At 67.1% G+C, this 26611-nt stretch carries 23 protein-coding genes; 7 read left to right on the forward strand and 16 right to left on the reverse strand.

All coding sequences use genetic code 11. From position 1 onward, the window contains the following. Positions 1–135 precede the first annotated feature (135 nt). A complete protein-coding gene (gene fmdA, locus JW897_RS22495) occupies positions 136–1359 on the forward strand; it encodes a formamidase (RefSeq protein WP_205467714.1) in 1224 nt (407 codons plus the stop codon). 10 nt (positions 1360–1369) lie between these two features. After that, positions 1370–1642: an FmdB family zinc ribbon protein gene (locus JW897_RS22500; RefSeq protein ID WP_205467715.1), complete on the forward strand. Its 273-nt coding sequence runs from the start codon at positions 1370–1372 to the stop codon at positions 1640–1642. 176 nt (positions 1643–1818) lie between these two features. Here JW897_RS22500 and JW897_RS22505 read toward each other — a convergent pair whose 3' ends face one another. After that, a complete protein-coding gene (locus JW897_RS22505; RefSeq protein ID WP_048412310.1) occupies positions 1819–2745 on the reverse strand; it encodes a LysR substrate-binding domain-containing protein in 927 nt (308 codons plus the stop codon). Positions 2746–2854: 109 nt separating this feature from the next. On the opposite strand from JW897_RS22505, the gene JW897_RS22510 reads away from it, so the two are divergent. After that, positions 2855–3463 carry an FMN-dependent NADH-azoreductase gene (locus JW897_RS22510; RefSeq protein WP_205467716.1) on the forward strand — a complete coding sequence of 203 codons (609 nt, stop codon included), beginning with the start codon at positions 2855–2857 and terminating at the stop codon, positions 3461–3463. An 82-nt stretch (positions 3464–3545) separates the two neighbouring features. Here JW897_RS22510 and JW897_RS22515 read toward each other — a convergent pair whose 3' ends face one another. The 5 genes from JW897_RS22515 to JW897_RS22535 all read right to left on the reverse strand — a co-directional run bounded on the left by JW897_RS22515 (position 3546) and on the right by JW897_RS22535 (position 8324). Then, the gene (locus JW897_RS22515) at positions 3546–4163 is read right to left on the reverse strand and encodes a hypothetical protein (RefSeq protein WP_240352339.1); all 618 of its coding nucleotides are present in this window, start codon (positions 4161–4163) and stop codon (positions 3546–3548) included. 72 nt (positions 4164–4235) lie between these two features. Next, positions 4236–5024 (reverse strand): substrate-binding periplasmic protein, encoded by a 789-nt coding sequence (locus JW897_RS22520; RefSeq protein WP_205467717.1) that lies wholly within the window; start codon positions 5022–5024, stop codon positions 4236–4238. 70 nt (positions 5025–5094) lie between these two features. Further along, a complete protein-coding gene (locus tag JW897_RS22525) occupies positions 5095–5880 on the reverse strand; it encodes a substrate-binding periplasmic protein (RefSeq protein WP_205467718.1) in 786 nt (261 codons plus the stop codon). A 79-nt stretch (positions 5881–5959) separates the two neighbouring features. After that, on the reverse strand, positions 5960–7447 hold the full coding sequence (locus tag JW897_RS22530; RefSeq protein WP_205467719.1) for an aldehyde dehydrogenase: 1488 nt from the start codon (positions 7445–7447) through the stop codon (positions 5960–5962). 331 nt (positions 7448–7778) lie between these two features. Beyond that, positions 7779–8324, reverse strand: a complete 546-nt coding sequence (locus tag JW897_RS22535) for a cupin domain-containing protein (RefSeq protein WP_048412316.1) — start codon at positions 8322–8324, stop codon at positions 7779–7781. Between the two features lie 212 nt (positions 8325–8536). Between JW897_RS22535 and ald the strand changes: the two genes are divergently transcribed. The 4 genes from ald to JW897_RS22555 all read left to right on the forward strand — a co-directional run bounded on the left by ald (position 8537) and on the right by JW897_RS22555 (position 13352). Beyond that, the gene (ald, locus tag JW897_RS22540) at positions 8537–9661 is read left to right on the forward strand and encodes an alanine dehydrogenase (RefSeq protein WP_048412317.1); all 1125 of its coding nucleotides are present in this window, start codon (positions 8537–8539) and stop codon (positions 9659–9661) included. Positions 9662–9680: 19 nt separating this feature from the next. After that, entirely contained in the window at positions 9681–10475 is a 795-nt protein-coding gene (locus JW897_RS22545) for a gamma-glutamyl-gamma-aminobutyrate hydrolase family protein (RefSeq protein ID WP_048412318.1), read from the forward strand. A 21-nt stretch (positions 10476–10496) separates the two neighbouring features. Then, the gene (locus JW897_RS22550; RefSeq protein ID WP_048412319.1) at positions 10497–11831 is read left to right on the forward strand and encodes a glutamine synthetase family protein; all 1335 of its coding nucleotides are present in this window, start codon (positions 10497–10499) and stop codon (positions 11829–11831) included. Positions 11832–11969: 138 nt separating this feature from the next. Continuing rightward, on the forward strand, positions 11970–13352 hold the full coding sequence (locus JW897_RS22555) for an aspartate aminotransferase family protein (protein WP_205467720.1): 1383 nt from the start codon (positions 11970–11972) through the stop codon (positions 13350–13352). Between the two features lie 262 nt (positions 13353–13614). Here the strand turns inward: JW897_RS22555 and tssE are convergent, their stop codons facing one another. The 10 genes from tssE to JW897_RS22605 form a co-directional block, all read right to left on the reverse strand. Further along, the gene (tssE, locus tag JW897_RS22560; protein WP_205467721.1) at positions 13615–14046 is read right to left on the reverse strand and encodes a type VI secretion system baseplate subunit TssE; all 432 of its coding nucleotides are present in this window, start codon (positions 14044–14046) and stop codon (positions 13615–13617) included. 2 nt (positions 14047–14048) lie between these two features. Further along, a complete protein-coding gene (tssJ, locus tag JW897_RS22565; RefSeq protein ID WP_205467722.1) occupies positions 14049–14579 on the reverse strand; it encodes a type VI secretion system lipoprotein TssJ in 531 nt (176 codons plus the stop codon). Further along, positions 14576–15604, reverse strand: coding sequence for a type VI secretion system baseplate subunit TssG (gene tssG / locus JW897_RS22570; RefSeq protein WP_205467723.1), 1029 nt, complete (start codon positions 15602–15604; stop codon positions 14576–14578). The genes tssJ and tssG overlap by 4 nt, the downstream gene beginning before the upstream one ends. Continuing rightward, positions 15601–17376 (reverse strand): type VI secretion system baseplate subunit TssF, encoded by a 1776-nt coding sequence (tssF, locus tag JW897_RS22575; RefSeq protein ID WP_205467724.1) that lies wholly within the window; start codon positions 17374–17376, stop codon positions 15601–15603. Before tssF ends, tssG begins: the two co-directional genes overlap by 4 nt. A gap of 52 nt (positions 17377–17428) precedes the next feature. Beyond that, positions 17429–18985, reverse strand: a complete 1557-nt coding sequence (gene tssA, locus JW897_RS22580; RefSeq protein WP_205467725.1) for a type VI secretion system protein TssA — start codon at positions 18983–18985, stop codon at positions 17429–17431. Then, on the reverse strand, positions 18982–19347 hold the full coding sequence (locus tag JW897_RS22585) for a hypothetical protein (protein ID WP_048412326.1): 366 nt from the start codon (positions 19345–19347) through the stop codon (positions 18982–18984). Before JW897_RS22585 ends, tssA begins: the two co-directional genes overlap by 4 nt. Before the next feature lie 12 nt (positions 19348–19359). Beyond that, positions 19360–22614 (reverse strand): ImcF-related family protein, encoded by a 3255-nt coding sequence (locus tag JW897_RS22590; RefSeq protein WP_205467726.1) that lies wholly within the window; start codon positions 22612–22614, stop codon positions 19360–19362. Then, entirely contained in the window at positions 22611–23735 is a 1125-nt protein-coding gene (locus tag JW897_RS22595) for a hypothetical protein (RefSeq protein ID WP_205467727.1), read from the reverse strand. Before JW897_RS22595 ends, JW897_RS22590 begins: the two co-directional genes overlap by 4 nt. A 1-nt stretch (position 23736) precedes the next feature. Then, positions 23737–24000, reverse strand: coding sequence for a PAAR domain-containing protein (locus JW897_RS22600; RefSeq protein WP_043593944.1), 264 nt, complete (start codon positions 23998–24000; stop codon positions 23737–23739). Between the two features lie 158 nt (positions 24001–24158). After that, on the reverse strand, positions 24159–26611 hold a 2453-nt coding region (locus JW897_RS22605; protein ID WP_205467728.1), incomplete at its 5' end, for a T6SS phospholipase effector Tle1-like catalytic domain-containing protein.

Genomic DNA, 26611 nt, shown 5'->3' on the forward strand with positions numbered 1-26611 from the left:
AACAAGGCGGCGCAGGCCGCGGATTGCCGTGGCGTCAGCGCCATCGGCGCGGGGACGGACCGTAACCGGCGGCCGCCGGTTGCGGGCATTCGCAATCGGGGCCCGCGTGGCCCCGACCGTGCAGGAGCAAGCGTCATGGCGACCACCCTGATCAAGATCGATCTCGATCAATCCCCGTACGACAATCCGCAGATTCACAACCGCTGGCATCCGGACATTCCGATGGCGTGCTGGGTGCGGCCCGGCGACGATTTCGTGCTGGAGTGCTACGACTGGACCGGAGGCTATGTGCGCAACGACGATTGCGCCGACGACATCCGCGACCTGGACCTGAGCACCGTGCATTTCCTGTCCGGCCCGGTGGGCGTGACCGGCGCGCAGCCCGGCGACCTGCTGGTGGTGGATTTGCTGGACATCGGCGCCTTGCCGGAACGGCAATGGGGCTTCAACGGCATTTTTTCGCGCAGCAACGGCGGCGGTTTCCTCAGCGAGCACTTTCAGCACGCGCAAAAGACGGTATGGGATTTCCAGGGGCTTTACGCCCGCAGCCGCCACATCCCCGGCGTGCGTTTCGCCGGCTTGATCCATCCCGGGCTGATCGGCTGCCTGCCTAGCCGGCCGCTGCTGCGGGAATGGAACCGGCGCGAGGCCGAGCTGCTGCGCGACAATCCGCGCGCGGTGGCCCACCTGCCTTTCGCCTCCAGCGCCCATCTGGGGCAATTGGCCGGCGCAGCGGCGCGGGAGGCGGCGGAAGAAGCCGCGCGCACGGTGCCGCCGCGCGAGCATGGCGGCAACTGCGACATCAAGGATCTGTCGCGCGGCGCCCGCGTGTTCCTGCCGGTCTACGTCGACGGCGCCGGCCTGTCGGTGGGCGATCTGCATTTCAGCCAGGGCGACGGGGAAATCACCTTCTGCGGCGCCATCGAGATGGCCGGCTGGGCCCATTTGAAGGTGGACCTGATCAAGGGCGGCGTGGCGGCCTACGGCATCCGCAACCCGGTGTTCCAGCCCAGCCCGTTGGCGCCGCGGCACGGCGACTACCTGATTTTCGAGGGGGTGTCGGTGGACGAGCATGGCAGCCAGCATTATCTGGACGTGCAAGTGGCCTATCGCCAGGCCTGTCTGAACGCCATCGAGTATCTGGGCAAGTTCGGCTATTCGCGCGCCCAGGCCTACAGCATTTTAGGCTGCGCGCCGGTGCAGGGGCATATCAGCGGGGTGGTGGACGTGCCCAATGCCTGCGCCACCTTGTGGTTGCCGACGGACATCTTCGATTTCGACATCCGGCCGCAGGCCGGCGGGCCGCAACGGCGGCCGTTGGACGGCGTGCCGTTGCCGCTGTCTTATGACCGGAACTGAGGACGCCGCGATGCCAAGCTATGAATACCGTTGTCCGGTTTGCGGTCCTTTCGTGCTGCTGCGCGCGGTGGCGGCACGCGCCGAGCCGGCGGTTTGTCCCGGCTGCGGCCAGTCCAGCCTGGAGCGTCTGCTGTCGGCGCCTGCGCTGAGCTTGCCGGGCGCGGCCAGCCGGGCCGCGGCGCGCAATGAGCGGGCCTGTCATCATCCTGGCTGCGCGGCGTCCGCCGGGGAGCGCCCGTCCGGAGGGGCGGCCGTCGGGAGACGGCCGTGGATGCTGGGCTGAGCATCGGTTCAAACGCTTTAGCTCGCGAGACTTCGAGCAGGCCTTAAGAACGTGTTTACGATCTCGCGAGCAAGAGCGAGATAAGGCGTTGCGGCTGAGAAAGCGGAATGTACGAGTGGTGCATGAGCATTTCGAAGTGTCACGTCTTACGACGCGCGGCAGATCGTAAACAGGTTCTAAGGCGCGACCTGATAAACCGGGTGGTCCGGCGGAATCAGCTCGTTGGCGAGGAAGTCGATGAAGGCGCGCACCGCCGGCAGCAGGCCGCGGCGGGTGGGGAAGGCGGCGTGCAGAATGCCCCAGGGGATGTCGTAGTCCGGCAGCAGCCGCACCAACTGGCCGGCCTGCAGCGCCTCGTGACAGACCAGTTCCGGCAGCGCGGCCACGCCCAGGCCGGCGATGGCGGCGTCGCGCAGCACGATCAGGTCGTCGGTCATCAGCCGCGGGCTGTCTATCTGCACGGTGTAGGCGTGGCCGGCCTGGTCCAGCAAGGCCCATTGGCCGCGGCCGTCGGGGCGGCTCATGGTCAGCGCCGGCCAGCCGGCCATGTCGGCCGGATGCCTGGGAGCCGGGCGCTCGGCCAGCAAGGCCGGGCTGGCCACCAGCGAGGTCTGGGCGGTGGCCAGCCGGCGCACCACCAGATTGGCGCTGTCTTCTATCACGTTGCGCACGCGAATGGCGACGTCCACGCCTTCTTCTATCAAGTCCACCCGTCGGTTGCTGGAGTCCAGCTGCACCCGCAGCAGCGGGTGGCGGGCCATGAAGCGGGGCAGCGCCGGGGCCAGCAGGGTCTTGGACAGCAGTTCCGGGCAGCTGACCTTGATCAGGCCGCGCGGCTCGGCGCTGCTGCGGGCGATGGCTTCGTCGGCGGCCTCGGCCTCTTCCAGCATCGCCTGGCAGTGCTGGTAATACTGTTGGCCGATCTCGGTCAGCGACAGGCGGCGGGTGGTTCTTTGCAGCAGCCGCACGCCCAGCCGCTGCTCCAGCTCCGCCACGCGGCGGGACAGCCGGGATTTGGGGATGCCCAGCACGCGGCCGGCGGCCATGAAGCCGCCGTGTTCAACCACTTTGGCGAAGTAGAGCAGATCGTTCAGGTCCTGCATGATTGTCTCGCTGATGGAACAATGTTTCCGATTTTTGCAGTCTAGTGCGGATTGGTTCGGAAAACTATCATGCAATCACTTTCTCTACCAAGACACGAAGGACCCGACCATGAAACTGTTGCATCTCGACTCCAGCATCCTCGCCGCCAACTCGGTTTCCCGCCAACTGACCGCCGTTGTCGCCGACACCCTGCGTCAGCGCCACGCCAATGTGGAAACCGCCTACCGCGATCTGGCCAGCCAGCCCATCGCCCACCTGTCCGGCGAAATCATCGGCGCCAACTTCACCGCCGAGGCGGATTGGACCGCCACCCAGCGCAGCGAAGCCGCGCTGAGCAATGAGCTGATCGAAGAATTCCTGGCCGCGGACGTGGTGGTGATCGGCGCGCCGATGTACAACTTCTCCATCCCGTCGCAACTGAAAGCCTGGGTGGACCGCGTGGCCGCTTCCGGCCGCACTTTCAAATACACCGAGAACGGCCCGGTGGGCCTGGCCGGCGGCAAGAAGGTGATCGTGGCGTCCTCGCGCGGCGGCGTTTACAGCACCGAGCAAGGCCAGCTGATGGACTTCCAGGAAGACTACCTGAAGACGGTGATGGGTTTCCTGGGCGTGAACGACGTGGCCTTCGTCCGCGCCGAAGCGGTGAATATGGGCGAAGACAAGCGCGCCACCGCCCTCCACGCGGCCAAGGACGCCATCGCCAAGCTGGCGCTGTAATCCTCCCGCGGCAAACGAAGACAGCCGGCCCTGGATGGGCCGGCTGTTTTGCGTCCGCGCGCTGCGGGCTTGGAACAGGTTCTCAGGGGAGTTTGCAGCTGTCCGCCAGCTTGTCCAGGCCCTGCTGTTCGTGGCGGAAACTGGCCTTGGGCGGATTGCGGCCGTAGTCGAGGGTGACGACGTAGAGGCTGTCGAAGTCGTTCTTGTCCCATTTGGGCACCTTGTCCGCCGCGCCCTTGTCGCCGTAATCCTGCATCAGATTGACGGCGAGTTCGCGCAGCAGCTTGTGTTCCCAGGCGATATAGACGATTTTGCCGTGCTGCAGCGGGTTGACCAGCTGCTGTTGCAGCGCGGCGACGGCTTCCATGTCGAAGTTGCTGTTCACCGGCAGGCCCAGCGCGATGGCGGTGGGTTCTATGGTGGCCAGCGGGCGGATGTAGTTGAAGGTGCCCGCGGGGTCCCGGGTCTGGCTGGCGGTGGAGGGCGCGAAGATCTGGTCGGCCCGGCCGTATTTTTTGGGCAGCAGCTTGGCCAGTTCCAGCGAGCGGTTGAAGCCCTTGCAATTGAGCTGGCCGTAGCCGCCTTCGGGTTTTTCGCCGTGGCGCAGCATGATTAGCGTCTGGGTCTGCGGCGCCGGGGCGGCGTGCAGCAGGGGACTGGCCAGCATGGCCAGCAACAGGCAGAGGCGGGAGAGTTTCATCGAGGGGTCCGTTGGGTCGAAACCCGGCTAGTGTCCCGCAGCGGGCGGCGGCGGCGCAAGCTGGGACAAGGATCAGGGCAGCAGTTGCAATTGGGCCACGCCGTCCGCGCTCAGGTATTTGCCGAAAATCTTGCGCAGGGAGCCGTCCTTGGCCATTTGCTGCAGCTCGGCCTGCCATTGCTCCGCCTGTTGCTGGTTGAAGGCGCTGTGCGCCAGCATCAGGCCGCCGGCGATGCGTTCCGAGCTGGGAAACAGGTCCAGCACCGTCACCTGGCCGGACAGCGCCGGGGAGTTGAGCCAGCTGTCGTAGCTGAAAGGATGGGCGAAGGCGGCGGTGACGATGCTCTGGGACAGCATGGCGTAGAGGTCGCGCTCGTCGTTGGCCATCACCACCTTGCCGCGTTTGGCCAATTGCTCGATGAAGGCGTCCTGCTCCGGGCTGTGGCGGTAGCCGCGGATCACGCCCCATTTGACGGCCGGTTCGGCCAGCAGCTGCTCCAGCGTGCGCGCGCCTATCTGTTTGGACAGCAAGATCATGTTCTTGCTGTAGAAGTAGGGGTAGATCCACGAATACTTGCGGCGGTCCGCGGTGGGGACGGCGGAGGTGCCCAGATTCAATTGGCCGTGCTCCAGCATTTTCAGCACGCGGATGCGCGGATAGACGTCTTCCTGGGCGATTTTGCAGCCCAAGCGGCGCGCCAGCTCGTGCACCAGGTCCACGTCGTAGCCGTGGCCGTTCTCGTAGGCGCTGCCGATCAGGTAATAACCCACTTTCAGGCCGTCCGCCGGGCAGGGCGAATCGCCCAGCGCCGCCGCCGAGGCCAGCGCGCCGCCAAGCAGCGCCGCCCAGTGTGCTTTCATGCCGTTCTCCCGTACGCGTTCCGTTTAGCTATAGCCGGATTCGACGGGTCTTGCCGCGTGAGAGTGATTGTTATTCCAGCATGCCGCGCACGCTGTCTTCGCTCAGGTATTTGCGCAGAATGCGTTGCAGGCTGCCGTCCGCGCGCATTTTTTCCAGCTCCGCCCGCCAGAGGCGCATCTGGGGCTCGCTGAAGCCGCGGTGGGACAGCACCAGGCCGTTCTCCAGGCTGCTGTCGCCGAAGGGGTCCATGACTTTGACTTGCAGCCGGGCGCGCGGCTGGCCGCTGACCCAGTGGTCGTAGACCTGGGGTTGGGAGAAGGCGGCGGAGATGGAGCCGCTGCGCAGCATGTCCAGCAGGTCTTCTTCGTTGGCGGCGCAGATCAGCTTGTCGCGCTTGGCCATCTGCTGCAGGAAATAGTCCTGCAGCGGGCTGTTGCGGTAGCCGATGACGGCGCCCCATTTCAGCTTGGGGTCGTTCAGCCATTGTTCCGGCGTCTTGCCCTGCACCGCCGGACTGAGCAGGGTCATATTGCGGTCGCGGGTATAGGGCAGCACCCAGGCGTAGCGCAGCCGCTTTTGCAGGGGGATGGTGGAGGTGGCCAGATTGAGCTTGCCGTGCTGCACCAGCAGCAGCACGCGCAAGCGCGGATATTCGCGCTCCTCGCGGATCTTGCAGCCCAAGCGGCGCGCCAGTTCGTGGACCAGGTCCACGTCGTAGCCCTTGCCGTTTTCATAGGCGGTGGCCGTTGGGTAGTATCCAACCTTCAGCCCTTCCGCCGGGCAGGCGGGCGGCGCGGAAGCGGCATGCGCGGCGGCGGCGCAAAGGCAGAGGAGGGCGGGCAGGTACTTGCTCATGGCGCATCCTTGCCGAGGGTGGATGAAAACAAGACAGGCTGCCGGAGGGGCAGCCTGTCGGCGGCGCTGTACGCGCGGTTTACAGCTTGATCAGCGTGCTCTTCAGCTCAGTGTATTTTTCCAGCGCGTGCAGCGATTTGTCGCGGCCGTTGCCGGATTGCTTGAAGCCGCCGAAGGGGAAGTTCATGTCCCCGCCTTCATCATAGCAATTCACCCACACCGTGCCGGCGCGCAGGCGGCGCGCCACCTGGTGAGCGGTGCTGACGTTGGAGGTCCACACCGCGGCCGCCAGGCCGTATTCGGTGTCGTTGGCGATGCGGATGGCGTCTTCCACGTCGTCGAAGGTGATCACCGACAGCACCGGGCCGAAGATTTCCTCGCGGCAGATGGTCAGGTCGGCGCTGGGGCAGTCAAACGCCGTCGGTTCGATGAACAGGCCGGTGTCGGCGTGGGCCGGCTTGCCGCCGAACAGCTTCTTCGCGCCTTCGCTGTCGCCCTTGCCGATGTAGGACAGCACCTTGTCGTACTGGATGCGGTCCACGATGGCGCCCATATTGGTGGCCGGGTCCAGCGGATCTTGCGGGTAATAGCGGGCGGCCGCCGCTTCCAGCTCCTGCAGGAAGCGCGCCTTGATGTCGCGGTGGACCAGCACGCGGGAGCCGGCGGTGCAGACTTCGCCCATATTGTAGAAGATGCCGCCGGCGGCGGCGCGCGCCGCCTGGGCGACGTCCGGGCAGTCCGGCAGGATGATGTTGGGCGATTTGCCGCCCAGCTCCAGCCAGACGCGCTTGAGGTTGGATTGCGCGGCGTAGCCGGCGATCAATTTGCCCACGCCGGTGGAGCCGGTGAAGGCGACGCAGTCCACGTCCATGTGCAGCGCCAGCAGCTTGCCCACGTCGCCGGCGCCGGGCAGCACCTGGAACACGCCGTTGGGGATGCCGGCCTCTTTGGCCAGCGCCGCCAGGCGGATGGCGGTGAGCGGGGATTTTTCCGAAGGCTTGATGATCACCGGGTTGCCGGCGGCCAGCGCCGGGCCGAACTTCCAGCTGGCCATCATGATGGGGTAGTTCCACGGCACGATGGCGGCCACCACGCCGATGGCTTCGCGGGTGACCAGGCCCACCACCTTGGGGTCCACCGGCGCCACTTCGCCGCCTATCTTGTCTATGGCTTCGGCGAACCATTCCACGCAATAGGCGCTGCCGGGCACATCCACGCTGAGGGTGTCGCTGATGGGCTTGCCCACGTCCAGGGTTTCCAGCAGCGACAGCTCGTCGCTGTGCTGGTGGATCAGCGCGGCGAAGCGCTTGAGGATGCGGCCGCGCTCGCGCGGCGGCAGGCCAGACCAGGCGCCGGAGTCGAAGGCCTGGCGCGCGGCGCGCACCGCGCGCTCCACGTCGGCCTCGCCGCACCAGGCCACATCGGCCAGCTTTTCGCCGTTGGCGGGGTTGTTGCAGGCAAAGCTTTTGCCGTCTTGCGCGGCGCAGTACTCGCCGGCGATGAAGGCGCGCCCTTCGATCTTCAGTTGAGCGGCGAATTGCTTCCATTCGGCATGCGTTCTAGCCATTTACTCTCTCCTTTGATTGATCCTGCGCCGTCCATTGTCGGCGCCGGTATCGCTTGACGCGGGTTTGACTGCGTTGTGGTCTGTCGTGGGCTTGGAGCCGGCGCGGCGGGCAAAGCTCCCCGGCCTGGCCTTATGGCCTGCTGGTCGCCGGATGCGGTCTTGCCGGCGCTTCTTGTTTTCAATGGTTCTTAGAATGTGTTTACGATCTCGCGAGCTAAGGCGAGACAAGGCGAAAACGGCTGAGAAAGCGGAATGTACGGTTGGTACATGAGCATTTCGAAGGCGTTTTCAACGCCGTATCGCCAACGCGCAGCAGATCGTAAACAGGTTCTTAGAATGTGGGCGGCGAACTGGCGCTGACCACTTCGCAGGTTTCGGCGCCGACATTGCGAAAGCGGTGCGGCAGCCGGCTGTCGAAGTAATAAGCGTCGCCCGGCCCCAGGATGCGGCTCTCGTTGTTCACGGTCACTTCTATACTGCCTTTGATGATGACGCCGCCCTCCTGGCCGTCGTGCGTCAACATGTCCGGCCCGGTGTCGGCGCCGGTTTCGTAGACTTCGCGCAGGATGGCGATGTCGCGCTTGTCGTGGGCGGTGCCCACCAGCAACAAGCGGATCTGTTCATTGCCCAGATTGGGTAATTCGTGGGCCTGATAGAACACTCTGGCTTGTTCCGGGTCGGAATCGAAGGTGAAAAAATCCGCCAGCGTCATCGGCAGGCCTTCCAGCACCTTTTTCAGCGAGCTGACCGAAGGGCTGACCCGATTCTGCTCGATCAGCGAAATGGTGCCGTTGGTGACTCCGGCTCGCTTGGCCAGCTCCCGTTGCGACAGCCCGAAACGATCCCTGACCATGCGTAATCTCGCGCCAACGTCCATGGATTCCTGCTCCGTCAGTATGTTAATAATTTTAGACGCTTTATGATAATTATTTTGTACGGACTCTGCACTACTTGCTGCGACGCAAAATCGAATATCTTTGCATCGTTGGGGGTTTATAGTCAGAATCAGAAACAAGGAGCAAGCGTGTTGTGAATTTTCTTAAACGCTTGCGCGGCACATCCGCAACAAATCCAAGTGAGGAGAGCGACATGCTTATCGGTGTTCCCAAGGAGATCAAGAACCACGAGTATCGTGTTGGCCTGACCCCGTCTGGAGTCCGGGAGTTAGTCGCCAACGCACACAAAGTTTTGGTCCAGACCCAGGCCGGCCTCGCCATCGGATTCACCGATGAACAGTATATCCAGGCCGGCGCCTCCATTGCCTCCAGCGCCGAAGAAACCTTCGAACGCAGCGACATGATCGTCAAGGTGAAAGAGCCGCAGCCGGTGGAATGCCGGATGCTGCGCCGGGATCAGCTCCTGTTCACCTATCTGCATTTGGCGCCGGACCCGGAGCAGACCAAATTATTGCTGGAATCGGACGCCATTGCCATCGCTTACGAAACCGTCACCGACGAGCGCGGCGGCCTGCCGCTGCTGGCGCCGATGTCCGAGGTGGCCGGCCGGATGGCGATACAGGCCGGCGCCCACGCGCTGGAAAAAGCCCAGGGCGGCCGCGGCGTGCTGCTGGGCGGCGTGCCGGGCGTGGCCCCGGCGCGAGTGGTGGTGATAGGCGGCGGCGTGGTGGGCCTGAACGCCGCGCGCATGGCCATGGGCGCCGGCGCCGAAGTCACCATCCTGGACAAGTCCTTGCCGCGCCTGAAGGAAATCGACATGGTGTTCGGCGGCCGCATCAAGACGCTGGTGTCCAACTCCGCCAATATCGAAGACAGCCTGCGCGAGGCGGACCTGGTGATAGGCGCGGTGCTGATTCCGGGCGCGGCGGCGCCCAAGCTGGTGACGCGGCCGATGCTGAAGATCATGAAGCCGGGCGCGGTGCTGGTGGACGTGGCGATAGACCAGGGCGGCTGCTTCGAGACCAGCCGGCCCACCACTCATCAAGACCCCATTTACGTGGTGGACGGCATCGTCCATTACTGCGTGGCCAATATGCCCGGCGGCGTGGCGCGCACCTCCACCCAGGCGCTGACCAACGCCACGCTGCCGTACACGCTGGAGCTGGCCAACAAGGGCTGGCGCCAGGCATTGCTGGACAACGCCCATCTGCGCAACGGCCTCAACGTCTGCCGCGGCCGGCTCACTTACCAGGCGGTGGCTCAGGCGCTGGGCCACCCGTTCATCGACCCGATCGAAGCCATCAAGGCGGCTTCCTGACCCGTATCAAGGATTTGAAATGTTGCAAGCTATCATCGGCATACCCTGTGACATCAAGATGGTAGGCCCGTTGCCCTTCCACGCCGTGGGCGAGAAATACATCGCCGCGGCGGCCGGCGGCGCCGGCGGCGTGCCGGTGCTGCTGCCGGCGCTGGGCGACAAGACCGCGCTGAAGGACGTGCTGGAACTGGTGGACGGCGTGCTGCTGCCCGGCTCGCTGTCCAATGTCGAACCGCACCGCTACGGCGGCGCACCCAGCCGCCCCGGCACCATGCACGACCCGATGCGCGACGCCACCACGCTGCCGCTGATCCAGCAAGTGCTGGAGCAGGGCATCCCCCTGCTGGGCATCTGCCGCGGCTTCCAGGAAATCAACGTGGCGATGGGCGGCGAGCTCTACCAGCACGTGCAGGAGGAGGAGGGCAAGCGCGACCACCGCGAGCCGGACACCCCGGACGTGGACGCGATGTACGCGCTGTCCCACCCGGTGCAGTTCGCCGAGGGCGGCCTGCTGCGGCAATGGACCGGCCAGCAATCCGCCATGGTCAATTCCCTGCACCAGCAAGGCATCAAGCGTTTGTCCGACCGGCTGATCTGCGAGGCCGTCGCCGACGACGGCCTGGTGGAGGCCTATAGCGTGCGCGACGCCAAGGGCTTCGCCTTCGCCGCGCAATGGCATCCGGAATGGAAATACTGGGAGAACCCGCTGTCCATGGCCATCTTCAAAGCATTTGGCGACGCCTGCCGCCAACGCCGCAACCAGCGGCAACGCGGGCCACAATTAACCGAGACCTTGTGTCACCACTCGGAATAACACACATAGAGGAAGAGCATCATGACCCATCAGATCAATGAATGGCTGCGAGAGCACCGGATCACTGAAGTCGAGTGTATCGTCCCCGACATGACCGGCGTGGCGCGCGGCAAGATCGTGCCCAAGGACAAGTTCGTGTCCGACCCGGAAATGCGCCTGCCGGAAGTCGTGCTGATCCAGACTGTGACCGGGGACTACCCCGACGACAGCATGCTGGACCTGACCGACCCGGACATGGTGCTGGCCCCGGACCCGAACACCCTGCGCTTCGTGCCCTGGGCCGTCGATCCCACCGCTCAGTTGATCTACGACTGTCTGCGCGCCGACGGCAGCCCGGTGGACGTGGCGCCGCGCAATGTGCTCAAGCGCGTGATCGGCCTGTTCGACGAGATGGGTCTGGAGCCGGTGCTGGCTCCGGAAATGGAATTCTACCTGCTGTCCCCCAACCCGGACCCGGACATCCCGCTGGCCGCGCCGGTGGGCCGCACCGGCCGCGCCGAGTTCGGCCGCCGCTCTTACTCCATCGACGCGGTCAACGAGTTCGACCCGCTGTTCGAAGACATCTACGACTACTGCCACGCGCAGAACCTGGAAGTGGACACCCTGATTCACGAAGTGGGCACCGCGCAGATGGAAATCAACTTCCTGCACGGCAACCCGCTGGAACTGGCGGACCAGGTGTTCCTGTTCAAGCGCACCGTGCGCGAGGCGGCGTTCCGCCACAATATGTACGCCACCTTCATGGCCAAGCCGATGGAAAACGAGCCGGGCTCCGCCATGCACATGCACCAGAGCCTGGTGGACAAGAACACCGGCCGCAATGTGTTCACCAACGAGGACGGCAGCCCGTCCGACCTGTTCTTCCACTATATCGCCGGCCTGCAGAAATACGTGCCCAAGTCCATGCCGCTGTTTGCGCCCTACGTGAACTCATTCCGTCGTTTGTCGCGCTACACCGCGGCGCCGACCAACGTCGAATGGGGTTACGACAACCGCACCGTGGGCCTGCGCGTGCCGCACTCATCGCCGGCGGCGCGCCGCATCGAAAACCGGGTGCCGGGCGTGGACGTCAACCCCTATATCGCGATGGCCGCGACGCTGGCCTGCGGCTACCTGGGCATCATCAACAAGCTGCGGCCCAGCGAGCCGCGCCAGACCGACGCCTACGAGCTGCCCTACCAGTTCCCCAACTCCTCGGAGGAGTCGCTGCAGCAGCTGGCTTCCTGCAAGGAAATGGCCGAGGTGCTGGGCGAGCGCTTCGTCAGCATGTACGTGGGCATGAAGGAGAAAGAGTTCTCCGAATACTTCCGCGTGATCAGCCCGTGGGAACGCAAGTTCCTGCTGCTGCACGTGTGATTTAGCTATGACATTGGGCTGATTTGTCCGTTAGAATCAGCCCGGACAGCCAGGATAAGCACTGAAAATACGCCAATGGCGAAGGAGGGGCGGGAGAGAGCATCCCCGCCCTGTTGGAGAATACTGGAAGGAAGTCCTATGCAGAATCAACAACGCACGACCGAACAATGGCGCCAACTGGATGCCGCGCACCATCTGCATCCGTTTACCGACACCCAATCGTTGAACCAGCAGGGCGCGCGGGTGATGACTCGCGGCGAGGGGATTTACCTGTGGGATTCCGAGGGCAACAAGATCATCGACGGCATGGCCGGCCTGTGGTGCGTGAACGTCGGCTACGGCCGCAAGGAGCTGTCCGACGTGGCCAAGCGCCAGATGGACGAGCTGCCCTTCTACAATACCTTCTTCAAGACCACCCACCCGGCCGTGGTGGAGCTGTCCCACCTGCTGGCGCAAGTGACGCCGGCCGGCTACCAGCATGTGTTCTACACCAACTCCGGCTCCGAATCGGTGGACACCATGATACGCATGGTGCGCCATTACTGGGACGTGCAGGGCAAGAAGGACAAGAAGACGCTGATCGGCCGCTGGAACGGCTATCACGGCTCCACCATCGGCGGCTCCAGCCTGGGCGGCATGAAATACATGCACGAGCAGGGCGATCTGCCGATTGCGGGCATGGCCCACGTTGAACAGCCGTGGTGGTACAAGTACGGCAAGGATCTGAGCCCGGACGAGTTCGGCGTGGTGGCCGCGCGCTGGGTGGAAGAGAAAATCCTGGAGATCGGCCCTGAAAAAGTGGCCGCCTTCGTCGGCGAGCCCATCCAGGGCGCCGGCGGCGTGATCATTCCGCCGGCCACGTACTGGCCGGAAGTGGAGCGCATCTGCCGCAAATACGATGTGCTGCTGGTGGCCGACGAAGTGATCTGCGGTTTCGGCCGCACCGGCGAATGGTTCGGCTTCGAGCACTTCGGCTTCCGTCCGGACATCTTCACCGCCGCCAAGGGCCTGTCTTCCGGCTACCTGCCCATAGGCGCGGTCTTCGTCGGCGAGCGCGTGGCCCAGGGCCTGATCGCCGGCGGCGACTTCAACCACGGCTTCACCTACTCCGGCCACCCGGTGGCCAGCGCGGTGGCGCGCGCCAACATCGAGCTGCTGCGCGACGAAGGCATCATCGACCGCGTCAAGAACGAAACCGGCCCCTATATGCAGAAACGCTGGCGCGAAACCTTCAGCCAGTTCGAGCATGTGGACGATGTGCGCGGCGTCGGCCTGATCCAGGCGTTCACCCTGGTCAAGGACAAGAGCAAGCGCGAGCTGTTCCCCGACTTTGGCGACATCGGCATGATGTGTCGCGACATCTTCTTCCGCAACAATCTGATCATGCGCGCCTGCGGCGACCACATCGTGGCCTCGCCGCCGCTGGTGATCAGCAAGGCGGAAATCGATGAAATGCTGGGCGTGGCCGCGCGCTGCATGGAAGAGTTCGAGCGCAAGTTGAAAGACGACGGCCTGGTCTGAGCCGGGCTTTTGCATCGGACGGCATCAAGCCGGGGCGGCCGCCCCGGCTTTTTTCTTGGCGCGGCTGGCTTGAAGTTCGTATCCGGTCATGAACGGACGCCCGGCGCGGGTAAGCGCTTGGAAGCCGTTGACGCGCGGCGGGGCGGTGAACACCGCCGCGGTTTCGCCTTGGCCCGCAAGATCGAAAACCGGTTGGCGCCGCGACAACTGCCCACAGAAGGTCGGGACAAGGCGCGCAGACCGCGCAAGCCAGTTCGGCCGGTCAGCGCAACGCCGCATCAGGAGGGGCGTTGGCGGCTCTTAGCCTGACGCCGCCCTCGGGCGTGAAGCTGGCGTCCAGCGCCAGTTCTCCGTACTGCTTCAAACGGCAGCGCAGCCGGTAGCGCAGCACCATTTGCTCGTGGTCGCCGCGGAAAGCGACCTCGACCGCGTCCAGCCTGGGCTCGTAGCGCAGCAAGGTCTGCTCGATGCTGCGCATCAGCTGGTGAGCGCTGGCGGGCAGATGGCGGTAAACGTGGCCCAGGTCCGGTAGCCCGTAGTCCGGCAAATGCTTGAGAGAACCGGCGCGCGCGTTCAGGATGCGCCGGATGCTGTCGATCACGCTGCGGGAGAGCTGCTGCTCCGGCGCAATGAGATCCAGCGCCTGTCCGTCGGCAAACTGACCGGTCAGCATTTCATACAGGGCCGGTCCCATGTTCAGCCCTCCGCCTGGCGGCGCGCCAGCGCATAGCCGCGCAGCTCCAATTGCAAGGGCTTGTCGTTGTCCAGCTCCTTCTTGTCCAACAGCAGCCGCCATTGCCGCTCCGCGCCGGCTTGCCGGAACAGCGCGATCACGCCGATGTGGGCCGCGTCCTGATGGTAGGGCTCGCGCAGGCTGACCGTGGCGCCCGGCCGCACCAGCGCTTGCCGGCTGGCCAGCAGGTCGTTGCTTAGCACGGACTGGTCCTGCTCCAGCAAGGCGGGGTAGGGAGCGGCCAGGAAGGCGGCTTTGTCCTTCAACTGATACACCCTCACCACAACCGCCAGCGGCCGCTGTCCGGCGTCGGCGTTCAGCTCCTCGCTGGCGACCAAGTCCAGGTTCAGGCGCTCGATGCGGCTCAGGAAGATCTTTTGAGCGGCGCTGGCCGTGACGTTCTTGGTGCTTTGCCACAGGCCGCAGCCGCTCAGCGGCAGAATCAGCCCCAGCCAGACCAGTCCGGCGCGCAGGGCGGGAAAGCGATGTTTCATCCGGGTTCTCCTGGCTGCCGGGCGCAAGCGTCCGACAGCGGTTGATAATAGCCGATGCGCAGGCGCCGCCAGGGCCGCAGGGCTGCGCCGGCCAAGGTCGCGCCAAGTCCCAGGCGCGGCCGTTCGTCCGCGCTCAGCGCGCTGGCGGGGAGCCAGGCGGCCGGCAACTCCAGCCAGATCTCGGCCTCCAGCCGCCATCCCAGATAAACGCGGGTCAGCGCCAGCACGTCACGATGCAAGGAGCCTCCGGGCAGCAGCGCGGGCACGCAGTCGGCGCGAGCGGGGCGCACGGTGACGGCGATCGCGTGATTGGCGGCGCGCAGCCGGCGGCCCAGCACCAGTTCGCCGGCGCGCAGCGGCGGCCGTCCGGAGAGGGGGGCAGGCTGGTCCAGCATTGTCCAGCGGGGGAGGAATTCCCGTACCCGGACCTCGGCCGCGGGCAGCGCATGGCGAATGACGCTGGCCAGGCCGGAGGCCGGCCGGGTGCGCTGGCTCAGCAGGGCCAGCAGTCCCAGCAGGCGGCTGGCGGGCAGCCGCCTGCGCTCGGCCGCCTCGTCCAGGCCCATGCCGATCAGTCCCAGCAAGCCCCTGGACAAGGCGTCGCGCGCGCCGGGCTGAAAGGCCAGCGGATAACGGTATTTGCCCCAGGCGCGATAGAGCAGGGCGGTGAGGCGATGGCTGAACAGGTCCAGCATCGCCGCCAGCGGTTCGTGGCCCTCGCGGCGGGCGGCGATATCGTCCAGGAAGTAATAGGGCAGCACGGCGTCCACGCCGTAAAGCCCCATGAAGGTGGTGCGCAGCACCGGAGGGCGGCCGGTATCGGGGTCGGCCGGTTCCGCGCGGACGATTTCGCCGGCGGGAAAACCCAGCGACGGCGAGGGCAGCAGCCGCACCGGCTCGGCGGCGGGGCTGTCGGCCGCGCCCAGACGCGCGCCGCCGGTCAGCCGCTCCAGCACGCGGCAGAATTGAAAGAAGTTATAGGCGGGCGCGGATCGCAGCCAGGCGTAAAAGTCGGTTTCCGTCATAGCGGCGGCGCTTCCGTCTTGCTGTCCGGCCAGCGGACCCGCTCGTTCTCCGGCAGGATGCGCATCTCGAAACGGGTGAACAGATTCATGTCGGCGTAGGCGGCGAAGAAGCGGTGCATCAAGTCCCCGAACAGATGAATGTCGCCGGGGCCGGCGAAGCAGGTCCGGTCCACCGTCAGTTCGATGCGCACCCCGCGTTCCATGCAGCCCTGCTTTACCCGGCGGACCAGCTGGTGGCTGACCTCCAGCAGGCCGCTCAGCCGCTGGCGGTTCAATTCGTCCTCGGTCCAGTCGTACAGCGCCAGCGTTCCGCGCAACACCTCGGCGTCCAGCAGCGACAGAAAGTTGGGCGCCAGGTGGGACAGCACCCGCCATTGATAGCGGTCTTCCGCCGGCGGATAGCAAGGGAGGGTGGGCGCGGTCAGATTGGCGATCCGGGTCAGCGGCGAAGACGGCGAGCGCTCCAGGATTTGCGCCTCGCGCAAGGCCTTGCGCGGCAGCATGCCGTTGGTGCCGGTGACGCGCAGCGACAGGATCTCCTCGCGCATCGCCGCAGACGGCGAGTCCCAGAGGTGGCCGCCCAGCACCAGCCAGGTCTCCGGCCTGCCGGCCGCGCCAAGACGGGTCCGGGCATGGTAAAAGCGCTCCGGCGCCTCATCGCGCAGCATGCCGCCCCGGTGCTGGAAGCTGGAGAACGGCACGTAAGCGTGGCGGCCGCCGCTCTCGGTGTCCATCGAAACGACCTCGTCCACGGACCAGGCCTCGATCTCGGGGCCCTGGCTCGCCAGCGGCACCACCCGGTATTCATGACTCAGGTGATCTACATGCAGCGGCTCGGCTTCCATCGGGAACAGATTGATCGCCGGCACGCAGTGCAAGCGCAGATTGTCGGCGTTGAACGGCATGTCCGCCGGATAGCGTTGCGTCAAGGTCAGCTCCAGCGTGAAGCCGGTCGCGTCCCCGGGCAGAAGGGCCGCGTCCAGGCCGGCCAGATCGAGAAACTGGAATTTTTCGCGGAAGCAAAAGTATTCCAGCAGCAGCTGATAGCCGCCAAAGGCGTTGTCGGCCTTGGGCCACAGCCGGTCTGCCTCGTCAAAGCCCACCGGTTCGAAGCGCAGCGTCGGCGCTTCCCGAGGCGGGTGGCCGCCCGGGCCCAAGGGCAGCAGGCGCGCGCGGCTCAATTGCCGGGTCAGCGCGTGACGCAGCGCGAAGGCGATGGGCGGATCGGCGGCCAGGAACAGGCGCAGGCGGGATAGGTCCAGCGCCTCGCGCTTGGCGGCGGCGCCCAGATCAAAACGCAATTCCAGCACCGAGCGTCCTTCGCCGTCCAGGCGCGCGCCGGCCTCGCTCAGCAGCAAGGGCTGAATCGTCGCCGGCTGGGTGCTGCGATAGGCGCAGCGCACCGCGTTGGCGCCCACCGGCGAGGTGAGTACGCTCAGACCGGCCTCCACCGGTTTGGCCTGTTGCAGCGCATGGGCGTCGGCGCGCAACTCCAGCACGGTCAACGACGGCACCATGCGCAGATAATGCGGCCACAGCATGTTGACCAGGCCCTCGGTCAGTTCCGGGAAATCGTCGTCCAGCTTTTGGCGGATGCGGCCCGTCAGGAAGGCGAAGCCTTCGAACAGCCGCTCCACATACGGGTCTCGCTTGCCTACCCGGTCGATATTCAGCAGGGCGGCGCGGTCGGGGTGGGCGCGGGCGAACTCCTTGCCGGCCTCGCGCAGATAACGCATTTCCGCTTCGTAATAGCGCAGAGTCAGATCATCCATGGGCGGCTTTCATCGGCGTGTGGAAAAAGCGCCGCGCGCGGCGCGGACGATTTCATGGCAAGGCGCCGGCCAGCGCCCGGGCCGGGTCCAGCGCGGCCAGGCGCGCGTTGAGCCGCTCCAGTTGTTGGCTCAAGCCGGCGGGGTCCGCATCCTTGCGTTGCATGCGCTGGCGCAACAGCCGCGTCAGCTGCGCCAGCAGCTCGAAGGCCAGCTCCGGTTCCCAGGCGTCCAGTTGGTGGCGGTCGGCTTGCAGCAACAGCGCCTCCAGCAGGTGGACGCCCATTTCGGCGCGGCCATGGCGTTCCGCCAGCCGCGCCATCAGCAATTGCCGCAGGCAGCGTTCGCGGCCGCCCGCGACGGCGGGCAGGGCCTGCACCCAGGCAAAGGCCGCCGGCAAGCCCTGCTGGGCGGCGATGGCGTGGGCCTGGGTTTCGGTTTCCGGCCAGTCCGCGCGTTCGTCGGCTGCCGGCGCGGCGAGGGCGGCGGTTTCCTGCCGCGGCCATTGCGCCAGCCATTCCAGCGTGGCGTCCTCCGCGAACGGGCTGCCGTCGCTGAAACTCAGCTTCTCTACGCCGGGCAGCCGTTGGCACAGCCGCTGAGCATCGTCGCGGATCAACTCCGCCAGCGGCGCCGCCATCTCGCCGCCATGCTGGTAGGCCAGCCAGGCGTAGCGCTGCAGGTCCAGCCACCAGTGATTGGCTCCTTCCGCAAACGCGTTTTCCGCCCGCTCCGCCAAGTCCCGCCATTGTTGCTGCAACAGTAGGCGCTTCAGTTGTTGACGCAGTTCGGCGCGCGGCGGCGGCAAGCGGCTGCGGCCCTCCGCGTCGCCGGGCGGCGGGCCGGACAGCGCTTCCCAGCGCACGGCGCGCAACAGGCGGAGGGCGGCGGCCTGGCCTTCCGGCTGCAGGCGCAGAAACACCGCCATCCGCCGCGCCTGTTCCAGCAGTTCGCGCCAGGAGCCGACATCGTTGGCGCCGGCCGGCGGCGCGGGCGCGATCGCCGCCGCAGGCGACGGCGCCTTGACGGCCTCGTCGCCGGCGGCTTGCAGCCTGGCGTGCAGGCAGCGGCCCAGCGTATCCAGCCGCAGCGGCGGCGCCGCGCTGTCGGCGGCAAGCCGTTGCAGCAGCAGCAAGGCGGCCGCGGCCCGCCGCCAGGCTGCGCCGTCGTCATCGGCCAGCACGGCCAACTGATCGGTGAAGCGTTCGCTGGCCAGCCACTCCAGCGCATTGCGCCGCCGCGCCGGCTGCCGCGGCCAGATCGTTTCCGGATAGCGTTCCAGCAAGGCGGCGCTCAGTTCCAGCCCGTCAGCCAGGCCGGCCACGCCGTCCCGGCGCAGCCGGGCGCAGGCGTAGTAGGCCGCCACGCGCAAATCCTTGCCGCGGGTTTTCAGCAGGGTTTCCGCATGCGCCAAGGCCTGCTGCGAGTCCATGCCGGAGACCCGGGTCACTTCTTCTTTCAAGGCCAGAAACTCGTCGTCGTGGGACAGGTCTTCGCCGCAGGGCTCGGCGTCGGATAGCGGCTTCAGCCAGGCCGCCCAGCGCGGCAGCCGCTGGCGGGCTTCTTCTTCCGGCGCGGCGTCCCGGCCCAGCAGCGCGCGCAGCCAGCTCATGCGCGTCCTCGAGGCGTTTTGCCGGACAAGGCCAGGCGGAAGGCCGGCGTGGGGGGGCGCAAGCCCATCCGGTGCGCCTGGACGTTGATGGCGAGCGCGCCGCGCCCCGGCAGCATGGCCCGGCAAGCCTCGCCCCGCAGCGGGTATTCGCGCTGGAGAATGCTCAGTTCCTCCGCGCTCCAGCGGCGCGGCGGCGGCAGGCCCTGGGCCTTGGCTTGCGCGTGGATGGCGGCGGGGCTGCGGTCAGGCAGCAGGCTTTGGCAGGCGGTGCCGATCAGCGAGTATTCCTGGCGCAGAACCTCCAGCTCGCGCGCGTTCCATTCCGCGGGCGGTTTGTGCGTTGGCAAGGGCTTGGGCGTCATGATTCGCGTCTCCTAGGGTTGGGGCCGCCGGGCGGGTTTGACCGCGGCGGGCGGTTGGCTCGGCTCCGTGATAAAAATCCGCGCCGGCAGCTGGAACTGCACCAATTGCAGCAGGGCCAGCGGGCCGGGGCCGGCTTCGCTGCGCAGCTGGTAGCGCGCCTGGCGCCCGTCCGGCAGCGCCCAGCTCAGCTGCCAGCTGGAACGGTCGATCTGCTCGCGCTTGGCCTGCTCCAGCATGCGCAGCCAGCCCCAGCGGCCGGGGTGGTCCTGGCTCAGTCGCAAGCCGGTGTCCACGCTTTGCCATAGCAGGCTGGACCCGGCTTTCAGCGGATCGCCGGGCCAGCGCATCGCCTGCCAGCTTTCCACCTGGTTGAAGTAATGCAGGCTTTGCTGGTCCAGTTGCAGCCGGGTTTCCTCCAGGCCCGTGGCGGCGATGGGCTTCAGCTCAAAAAGAATGCCGGCGTCGCCCTGGGCGTAGAGCAGGCTGGACAGACGCGACAGCCGGTTCAGTTCGTTGAGGAAGTCCAGATCGAAGCGCAGCGCCTGCGCCGCCGCAGGGTCCGGCGACCATTGATCGCCCTGGCGCTCCAGCACCCCGCCCAGTTGCTGGCGCACGAACTGCTGTATCAGGCCGTCGGCGGGGTGCAGGAAGCGGCCCAGTTCCGGCAGCGAGGCGTCGGCGTCGGCGCGGTGGAAGGGGTAGCGGCCGGCGAAGCTGGCTTGCCACGGCCGGAAGACGCTTTGATCCCACAGCTGGTTGAGGCTGGCCGCCGCCGGTTGCAGCAGGGTATGCCAGGACTGGTTCAAGGGTTGCAGGAACAGGTGCTGGCCCAGGCCCTGCCAGTCCTCGCCCAGGCTGGCGGCCAGCTGGGCGGCGTAGTCGCGGCCCTCGGCCAGCTCGCCGCCCTTGCCCTGGAACACCGCCTGCGCCAGCGCGCGGGCGGCGGCGTCCGGGTCCGGCGCGGCGGCCACCTGTTGCAGCTTGAGCCGGGTGGCGGCCACCCGCTCCAGATAGCGTTGCAGGCTGAGGTTGGAGCCGTCCTGGCGTTCTTCCAGCAGCCGCAGCAGCGGGCCGAAGCTTTGCGCCAGCGGCGCGGTTTCTGTGGCGGCGATGACCGGCGCGCTGGCGTCGTTCTTGCCCAGCAGCGCCTGGGCCTTGTCCACCAGATTGGCGCCGATGCTGTCGGCGCGTTCTCCGGCGCGGGCGTTGTCGCGCACCACCGCCATCAGCGCGCGCAGCGGTGAGCGCTGCGGATCTGCGTAGACCTGCAATTGCTGGGCGTTGGCGGCCAGCTTGGCCTCCGTCTGCCAGGAGACGGCGTTGAGGAATTGCTGCCAGGCGCGGGCGTAGTCGGCGAAGTAGCGCTGGCGCAGCGCGGCTTCCAGCGCCTTGCCGGCGCTGGGCTGGCCTGTCTGCTCGGCATTGAGCACCCAGTCGCCGGCGCTGCCCTGGCGGCGGTGGGCGTCGGCGAAGGCGGCGCGCAGATGCTCGTCCCAGGCTTTGCGGGTGAACACGCCGGACAGGCTGGCCTCGCTGCGCCACAGGCCGCGCAAGTCCTGGCCCGGCAGCAGGGCGGCCAGCGTCTGCGGCGGATACTTGGCCTGGGCTTCCGCCAGGATCTGCTGGTAGCGGGCGTCGTCGGCCTGCTGGCGGCCCAGCTGGCCGATCAAGGTCTGGCGGCTGGCCTGCGCCAAAGCCGGATCGGCGGGGATGCGCCAGCCGGGCTGGCCGGCCAGCCGTTCGGCGTAGAACTGGGCCATCGCGCGGCGCAGCGCCGGGGAGAAGGCGCCGTCGTCGCGGGCCGCCAGCTGGGTGGCGAGGAAGGCCGGTTCGGCGCGCGCCGGCTGGTCCAGGGTCAGATAGGCTTTCAGCGCCTGATAGCCCTGTTCGGTGTGGGCCGGATCGGCGCTCAGCTCGGCGGCGGGGGTCTGGTTCAGCGCCTGCAATTGCCGCGCCCAGTGGCTGTGGGCCGGCGCAATCATCGCCTGGCCGATGGCGCGGGCGTAGTGGGGGCGCAGCCGTTCCAGCAAGGCGGCGTCGCGGTTCAGGCCGAAGCGGGCGGACCACGGCGCGCCGTGCCGCTGGCGGGCCTCCAGCTTCTCCAGCAGCCGTTGCAGCTGGAGCGCTCTGTTCAGGGTGGCGGTTTTAGGCTGGGCGTCGATGGCGGCCTGGGCCTCGGCGATCAGGCCGTGGTTCTGATAGGCGGACGCCAGCATGCCGGCCAGCCAGAACAGGCACAGCGCGCCGATGAGTCCGGCCAGCCGGCGTTGCCAGAGGCTGCTGCGGCGGCGCGGGGCGAAGGCGAAACCCTGGCTGACCGCGCCGCTCCACAGCCGGACGTCGGCCGGCCAGGTGGCCAGCGCCAGCGCGGTGAAGGCGGGAGCCGTGCCCAGGCCGCCGCGCCAGCGCTGCCAGGCCTCGGCCAGCGCCGCGGCTTCGCGTTCCAGCCACTGGGCGCAACGCAGCAGAAAGGGTTGCGCCGCCACATCGGGGTGAGTGGGAATGCCGCGCAGGGCCAGCCGGTCGGCCCAGGCTTTGGCCTGGGCGGCCCAGTCGTCGGCGTTGGCGGGCAGCGCCGGCAAGGGCCAGCCGGCGACGCCGGGGCCGGCATCGTCGGGCGCGCGCTGGCATAGGGTGATAGGCAGGGTCCAGCCGCTGGCGATGGCCAATTGCTCGGTGCGCTCGGCCAGCGCGGCGGCGTCGCCGGCTTGGGGCAGCAGGGCGATGACGGCGTCGGCGGGTGCTTGCCAGCGTCCGCGCAGGCGTCGCCAGCCGCCGGGAGGCGGGGGGGCGGAGGCGTCGATCAGCACCATGCCGTCGGTTTCCAGCCAGGGCTGTTGGGCCAGCGCCGGCGCCGCCTGGCGGATGGCCTCGGGCGCGCCGCAGAGCAGCAGCCAGTGCGGGCGCTGCTTGGCCGGACGCTGGCGCCAGACCTGGGCCACGCGTTCCAGGCCGGCCCAGGGGGCGGGCGGGGCCGGCGCGTCGGCATCCGGCAGCCGGGGCGGCGGCGCGCCCCAGCGCAGCACTCGCTCCAGGCCGGTCAGCAGGCCCTGTTTCTTGAGCAGGCGATACAGGCCGTAAGCCAGCAGCCCGGCCGCGGCCAAGGACAGCAGCGGCCACCAGACCGGGCGGCTGCCATCCGCGGCCGCGTCGGCGCCGATCCAGGCGTCGCGGTACAGCCATAGCGGGATGCCCAGCAACAAAAGCAGCAGCGCCAGCGCCAACAGCATGATCAGCAGGCCATGGGGTTTTGAAGGTGCGCTCATGCCGTGTCCTTATTGTTGGAGAGTGAGGCCGCCGGCAACGCCATCCCGGCATAAAGCATGCTTTGTTCTTGCAATAGCCAGCCGCAGGCTTGCCGCTGGGCGGCGGCGTGGATGGCGGCCAGCGTGCACAGCGCCGGGCCATCCAGCTCCGGCGGGCCGTCCCACCATGGCCGCAAGCCCTTGTCCGGCGTCGGCCAGGGGGCGGCGGTCGGCGTCAGCTTGTCCAGGCCCAGGCAGACGGCCGGGGCTTGCTCGGCGTTGCGCGTTGCGCCGGCGCAGACATCCTCGCCGTCGTCGCTCCATTCCGGGCGGCTCAGTCGCACCGCGTCGTTGGGGCCGGGGCGGCGCAGCAGCCAGGCGAAACCGGCCTGTCGCGTTGGCTGCTGAGGGTCCAGCGCCAGGCCGGCGCACAAGACCGCCGCCGGCGAGGAACCGTCCGCCGCCGGGGTGTGCAGCCGTTCAATGGCGGCATCCAGTGTTTGCATGGACTCCCAGCGCCTTAGCGAACCCACACTCAAGCCGGGCCAATGGGCAAGCAAGGCATCGACAAACCGGGTTCTGCCGGTGTCTGTCCCTTGCCAGTACAGTTCCAGGGCCAGCGGCACGTCGGGACCGGATTGGCTCGTCCGCAAGGCCAGCGCCAGCCGGCTGGCTAGGCGGGTCTCTACCTCGGCGTAACCCGGCGCGGCTTCCCAGCCGGGCGGTCGTTGCCGCAAGGACGCGGTCGGCGGCGGCTTGGCGGCCGCGCACAGCGCCGCCCATTCCGCTTCGCCGCGGGCCTGCGGCGTCAGCAGCGCCCAGGCGGCCAGGCTGGCCGTCTGGCGGTGATGGGCCAGCCAGTATTGCTGGCGTTGCGCCAGCTCTTTCTTGAAGAAGACGGCGTCATTGTCCGCCGAGTAATAGGCGACGCCGCGCAGACAGAGCAGGAAGGCCCACAGCAGCGGGCCGAAAGCCGTGGTCCAGAACCAGAACTCCAGCGTGTTGGTCGGGGCGTCCGTCGGCCAGCGCCATAGCGTGAGGCCGGCACCGGCGGCGCAGAACAACAGCAGCGCCGTCGCCCAAGCCCATGGCGACAGCCGCTTGGGCGGCGGCAACAAGGGCAAGCTTGGCAGCGCGCGCATCTCAATGCACCTCGATGCCGTCGCTGCTGCTGAGCAGCGTGCAGCCGCACTCGCAGCGATGGCCTTCCAGCGCCACCGGCATATCGTCCAGCAGCCAGTGTGCCGCGCCTTCGGCGATGCGGTTGTGGCCATGGTCTTTCAGCGGGCAGAACACCGGGTCGCCCTTGCGGGCCAGCGGCCGCTGGAGATGGCCGCCCAGGCCGCTACCCTGCAACACCGTGCCGCCGCTGCTGAGGCGGTCGCCCTGACGAATCACGCGAGACATGGAGGATTTCCCTTTCTTTAAGTCGAGAGCGTCAACGGCTCCGGAGCGGGGTGAAGACGAAGTCGGCGAAATAGGCGATAGCGGACAATTTCCAGCGTTGACTGATGGCCATGAGCTTGACTTCCTGCATGTATTAAGTTTGATGGAAAAAGACGGCCTCACCATGACCACGGCCGCGGCGGGAACGGCGGCGCGTCCGGGTCGTTGGGGTGCGGCGGCGTCAAGGCGAGCCAGGCCTCCAGTTCCGCCACATCCTGTTTACGCGCCTCCCAGGCCCTCAGTATCAGCGGCGTCGGCTGCCACGGCTCGGCGCCGAACACCGGCAGCCGCGGTTCGACGCGCCACAGCTGCCTGAGCGCCGCTTCTGCCGCCGCCGGCCGCTGGCTGAAGGCGCGCAGCGCCGGGTCCAGCTCCGCCATCGGCAGGGCCGCCCCGCTCTGCGGGTCGGTGAAGCTCAGCTCCGGCAGCGCCCCGGCCGGCCACTGCGGCCAGCCGCGCCCGCTCAACACCGGCAAGCCCAGCGACGGCAGCATCAGACCCAGCAGATAGCGCGGGTCCTTGCGCTTGATCGCGAAACCGACGCTGCCCAGCGTCACCGCCAGTCCCACCACTCGACCGGCTATCATCAGCGGCGACAGCGGCTTGTTGGATTCGTCGTCGTAGAACACCGTGCGGTAGCGGAAGTAGTCGGTCCACGGTTCGCGGGTGCCCAACGCGCTGGAATACATGAACCAGGCGCGGGAGTCGTGGATGTGCTCGTCGTACAGCAGCACCAGATCGCGCAGCTCGCGTTGGCCGAACAGGACTTTTTCCTTGGCCTGGCCGCTCTCGCGGATGCTGGCGTATTCGGCGGCCTCGTCGTCGCTATTGAGCAGGTAGACGGTGCCGCCCAGCAGCAGGTCCAGCACCCCGTCGATGAGGCTGCTGGGGTCGCCGGACAACTGCCACTCCGGCACATAGTCCTTGCGGAAGTCCTTGGCGCCGTGCTCCAGCTGCTGCTGGTCGATCACCGGCTCAAAACCTTTGTCGATATTGACCCGGGTGGCCACGCCCGGCCGCGTCACCATCTGCTCGCAGCCGTCCTTGGCCTTGCCTCCGTCCGGAATCGGCTTGTCGGCGGCGGCTGTATTGATCAGCTCGCGGTCCTCGTCGCGCTGCTTCTGCTGTTCCGGCGACAACTGCGGCGGCGGCTTGTTGTCGCGCAGGGCCAGGTCTTCCTGCAACTGCCGCTCATGCTCGCGTTCCAGCGCCTGGCGCAAGGGTTTTGGCTGGTCCTTGTCGTCGCAGCGTTTGAAATAGTCTTGCTGCGGCTGGCTGTGCGCGGACTCGTAATAACAGCGCGCCCCGGGGATCCAACGGTGGATGCGCCAGCCGGTGATCCAGGCGATCTGGCTGCGCAAAATATCTTCCAGCCCGCCAGGCTGGGCTTGCTCCAGCCAGGCGTTGAAGCGGGTGATGACTTCCGGGGCGACCATAAATTCAGCACGAGTGAGAGGGTCCATCACCAGCCAGCGCTTGTCCAGGCGTTCGTTCTCGGCCAGCGCAATCTCCGGCACCTGCAAGGGCGCGCCGGCCTCGAAGGCGGCGCGGTACATATCGTGCAAGGGAATTTGCGACAGCAGCTGCCGACTGTTTTGGGGATCGATGCTGTCCACGCTCTTGCCCTGTTCGCCGGGCGGGTAGCCGCCGCCGACATCGCTGTGCATACCGGGGTACAGGGTTTCGACGCAGCCGGCGCGATAGCGCGACTGGGTGTTGCTCTGCTTGGGGTCGTCGCGGCGGCGAATGCTGTCCAATGGAAAGCTGGCGCGCTGCTCATGGGCGGCGACGAAGTGCTGGCACTGCTCCAGAAACTGAGGGTTGTCGGACAGGCGCAGCTGGCTGTCGCTGGCCCAGGCCATATGGCCGTCGCACATCGGCACGCTATTGGCCAGACCGACGGTGGCGACGGTGTCGAACAGACCCATAAAGCGGATTGAGATCGGGATGCCGATCAGGCGGTGCTGGACCTCCACCGCGTCGGCCGGCGCGTCCTCGGGCCGGGTCAGCGCCTCCAGCCAGCGGGCGAACACCCTGGCCTCGGCGGCGCCGCGCGAGAAGCCGTAGACGAACAGGCGGATGCCGAGCACCTGCGGCATCGGCCGCGCGTAGCGGGCCTCGGCCAGCGCTTCCAGCTGCTGGCGCAGCGCGTCGGCGCGCTGGACATAACCGTCCGGCTGCGACACCGGATTGCGCATGCGCTTGATCACCAGTTCTTTGGCTTCTTCGTTGGACAGTGGCTGCTCCGGGAACCAGTTCATAGTCAAGGCGTGGATGACTCGGGTCAGCCCCCAGTTGATGCGGTCCTCGCCGCCATTGGCGAAGATCAGGCCGCTGCTCATCGGCTTCAGCTCGCCAATCTCGGGGAAGCGGGTGCCGACGCCGGGGATGTAGTAGCGGTAAAGTCCTTTTTCGGCCAGCTTGGGATCGGGTTGGGCGCTGCCGCTGCCCAGGGTGGCGTGGAACAGCCGGGCGATGTTCGAGGTAGAGCGCGGCTTGGCCTGGCTATCGGATTCCTCATGGTTATTGGTGCCGTCGAAGAACAGCGAAATAGTCAGGCTCTTGGTGCAGG

Origin of the sequence: Chromobacterium alkanivorans (assembly GCF_016937655.1) — a bacterium.
GTDB classification, from domain to species: domain Bacteria; phylum Pseudomonadota; class Gammaproteobacteria; order Burkholderiales; family Chromobacteriaceae; genus Chromobacterium; species Chromobacterium alkanivorans.

Bases quoted from the DNA above. Each gene is read 5' to 3' on its own strand.
- JW897_RS22550 (WP_048412319.1), top strand. From the start codon at position 10,497: ATGACCCATCAGATCAATGAATGGCTGCGAGAGCACCGGATCACTGAA.
- JW897_RS22555 (WP_205467720.1), top strand. From the start codon at position 11,970: ATGCAGAATCAACAACGCACGACCGAACAATGGCGCCAACTGGATGCC.
- JW897_RS22530 (WP_205467719.1), bottom strand. From the start codon at position 7,447: ATGGCTAGAACGCATGCCGAATGGAAGCAATTCGCCGCTCAACTGAAG.
- fmdA (WP_205467714.1), top strand. From the start codon at position 136: ATGGCGACCACCCTGATCAAGATCGATCTCGATCAATCCCCGTACGAC.
- tssF (WP_205467724.1), bottom strand. From the start codon at position 17,376: ATGGATGATCTGACTCTGCGCTATTACGAAGCGGAAATGCGTTATCTG.
- JW897_RS22595 (WP_205467727.1), bottom strand. From the start codon at position 23,735: ATGCGCGCGCTGCCAAGCTTGCCCTTGTTGCCGCCGCCCAAGCGGCTG.
- tssG (WP_205467723.1), bottom strand. From the start codon at position 15,604: ATGACGGAAACCGACTTTTACGCCTGGCTGCGATCCGCGCCCGCCTAT.
- JW897_RS22525 (WP_205467718.1), bottom strand. From the start codon at position 5,880: ATGAGCAAGTACCTGCCCGCCCTCCTCTGCCTTTGCGCCGCCGCCGCG.
- JW897_RS22520 (WP_205467717.1), bottom strand. From the start codon at position 5,024: ATGAAAGCACACTGGGCGGCGCTGCTTGGCGGCGCGCTGGCCTCGGCG.
- ald (WP_048412317.1), top strand. From the start codon at position 8,537: ATGCTTATCGGTGTTCCCAAGGAGATCAAGAACCACGAGTATCGTGTT.
- JW897_RS22600 (WP_043593944.1), bottom strand. From the start codon at position 24,000: ATGTCTCGCGTGATTCGTCAGGGCGACCGCCTCAGCAGCGGCGGCACG.
- JW897_RS22505 (WP_048412310.1), bottom strand. From the start codon at position 2,745: ATGCAGGACCTGAACGATCTGCTCTACTTCGCCAAAGTGGTTGAACAC.
- tssA (WP_205467725.1), bottom strand. From the start codon at position 18,985: ATGAGCTGGCTGCGCGCGCTGCTGGGCCGGGACGCCGCGCCGGAAGAA.
- JW897_RS22515 (WP_240352339.1), bottom strand. From the start codon at position 4,163: ATGAAACTCTCCCGCCTCTGCCTGTTGCTGGCCATGCTGGCCAGTCCC.
- JW897_RS22545 (WP_048412318.1), top strand. From the start codon at position 9,681: ATGTTGCAAGCTATCATCGGCATACCCTGTGACATCAAGATGGTAGGC.
- JW897_RS22590 (WP_205467726.1), bottom strand. From the start codon at position 22,614: ATGAGCGCACCTTCAAAACCCCATGGCCTGCTGATCATGCTGTTGGCG.
- tssJ (WP_205467722.1), bottom strand. From the start codon at position 14,579: ATGAAACATCGCTTTCCCGCCCTGCGCGCCGGACTGGTCTGGCTGGGG.
- JW897_RS22500 (WP_205467715.1), top strand. From the start codon at position 1,370: ATGCCAAGCTATGAATACCGTTGTCCGGTTTGCGGTCCTTTCGTGCTG.
- JW897_RS22510 (WP_205467716.1), top strand. From the start codon at position 2,855: ATGAAACTGTTGCATCTCGACTCCAGCATCCTCGCCGCCAACTCGGTT.
- JW897_RS22585 (WP_048412326.1), bottom strand. From the start codon at position 19,347: ATGACGCCCAAGCCCTTGCCAACGCACAAACCGCCCGCGGAATGGAAC.
- JW897_RS22535 (WP_048412316.1), bottom strand. From the start codon at position 8,324: ATGGACGTTGGCGCGAGATTACGCATGGTCAGGGATCGTTTCGGGCTG.
- tssE (WP_205467721.1), bottom strand. From the start codon at position 14,046: ATGGGACCGGCCCTGTATGAAATGCTGACCGGTCAGTTTGCCGACGGA.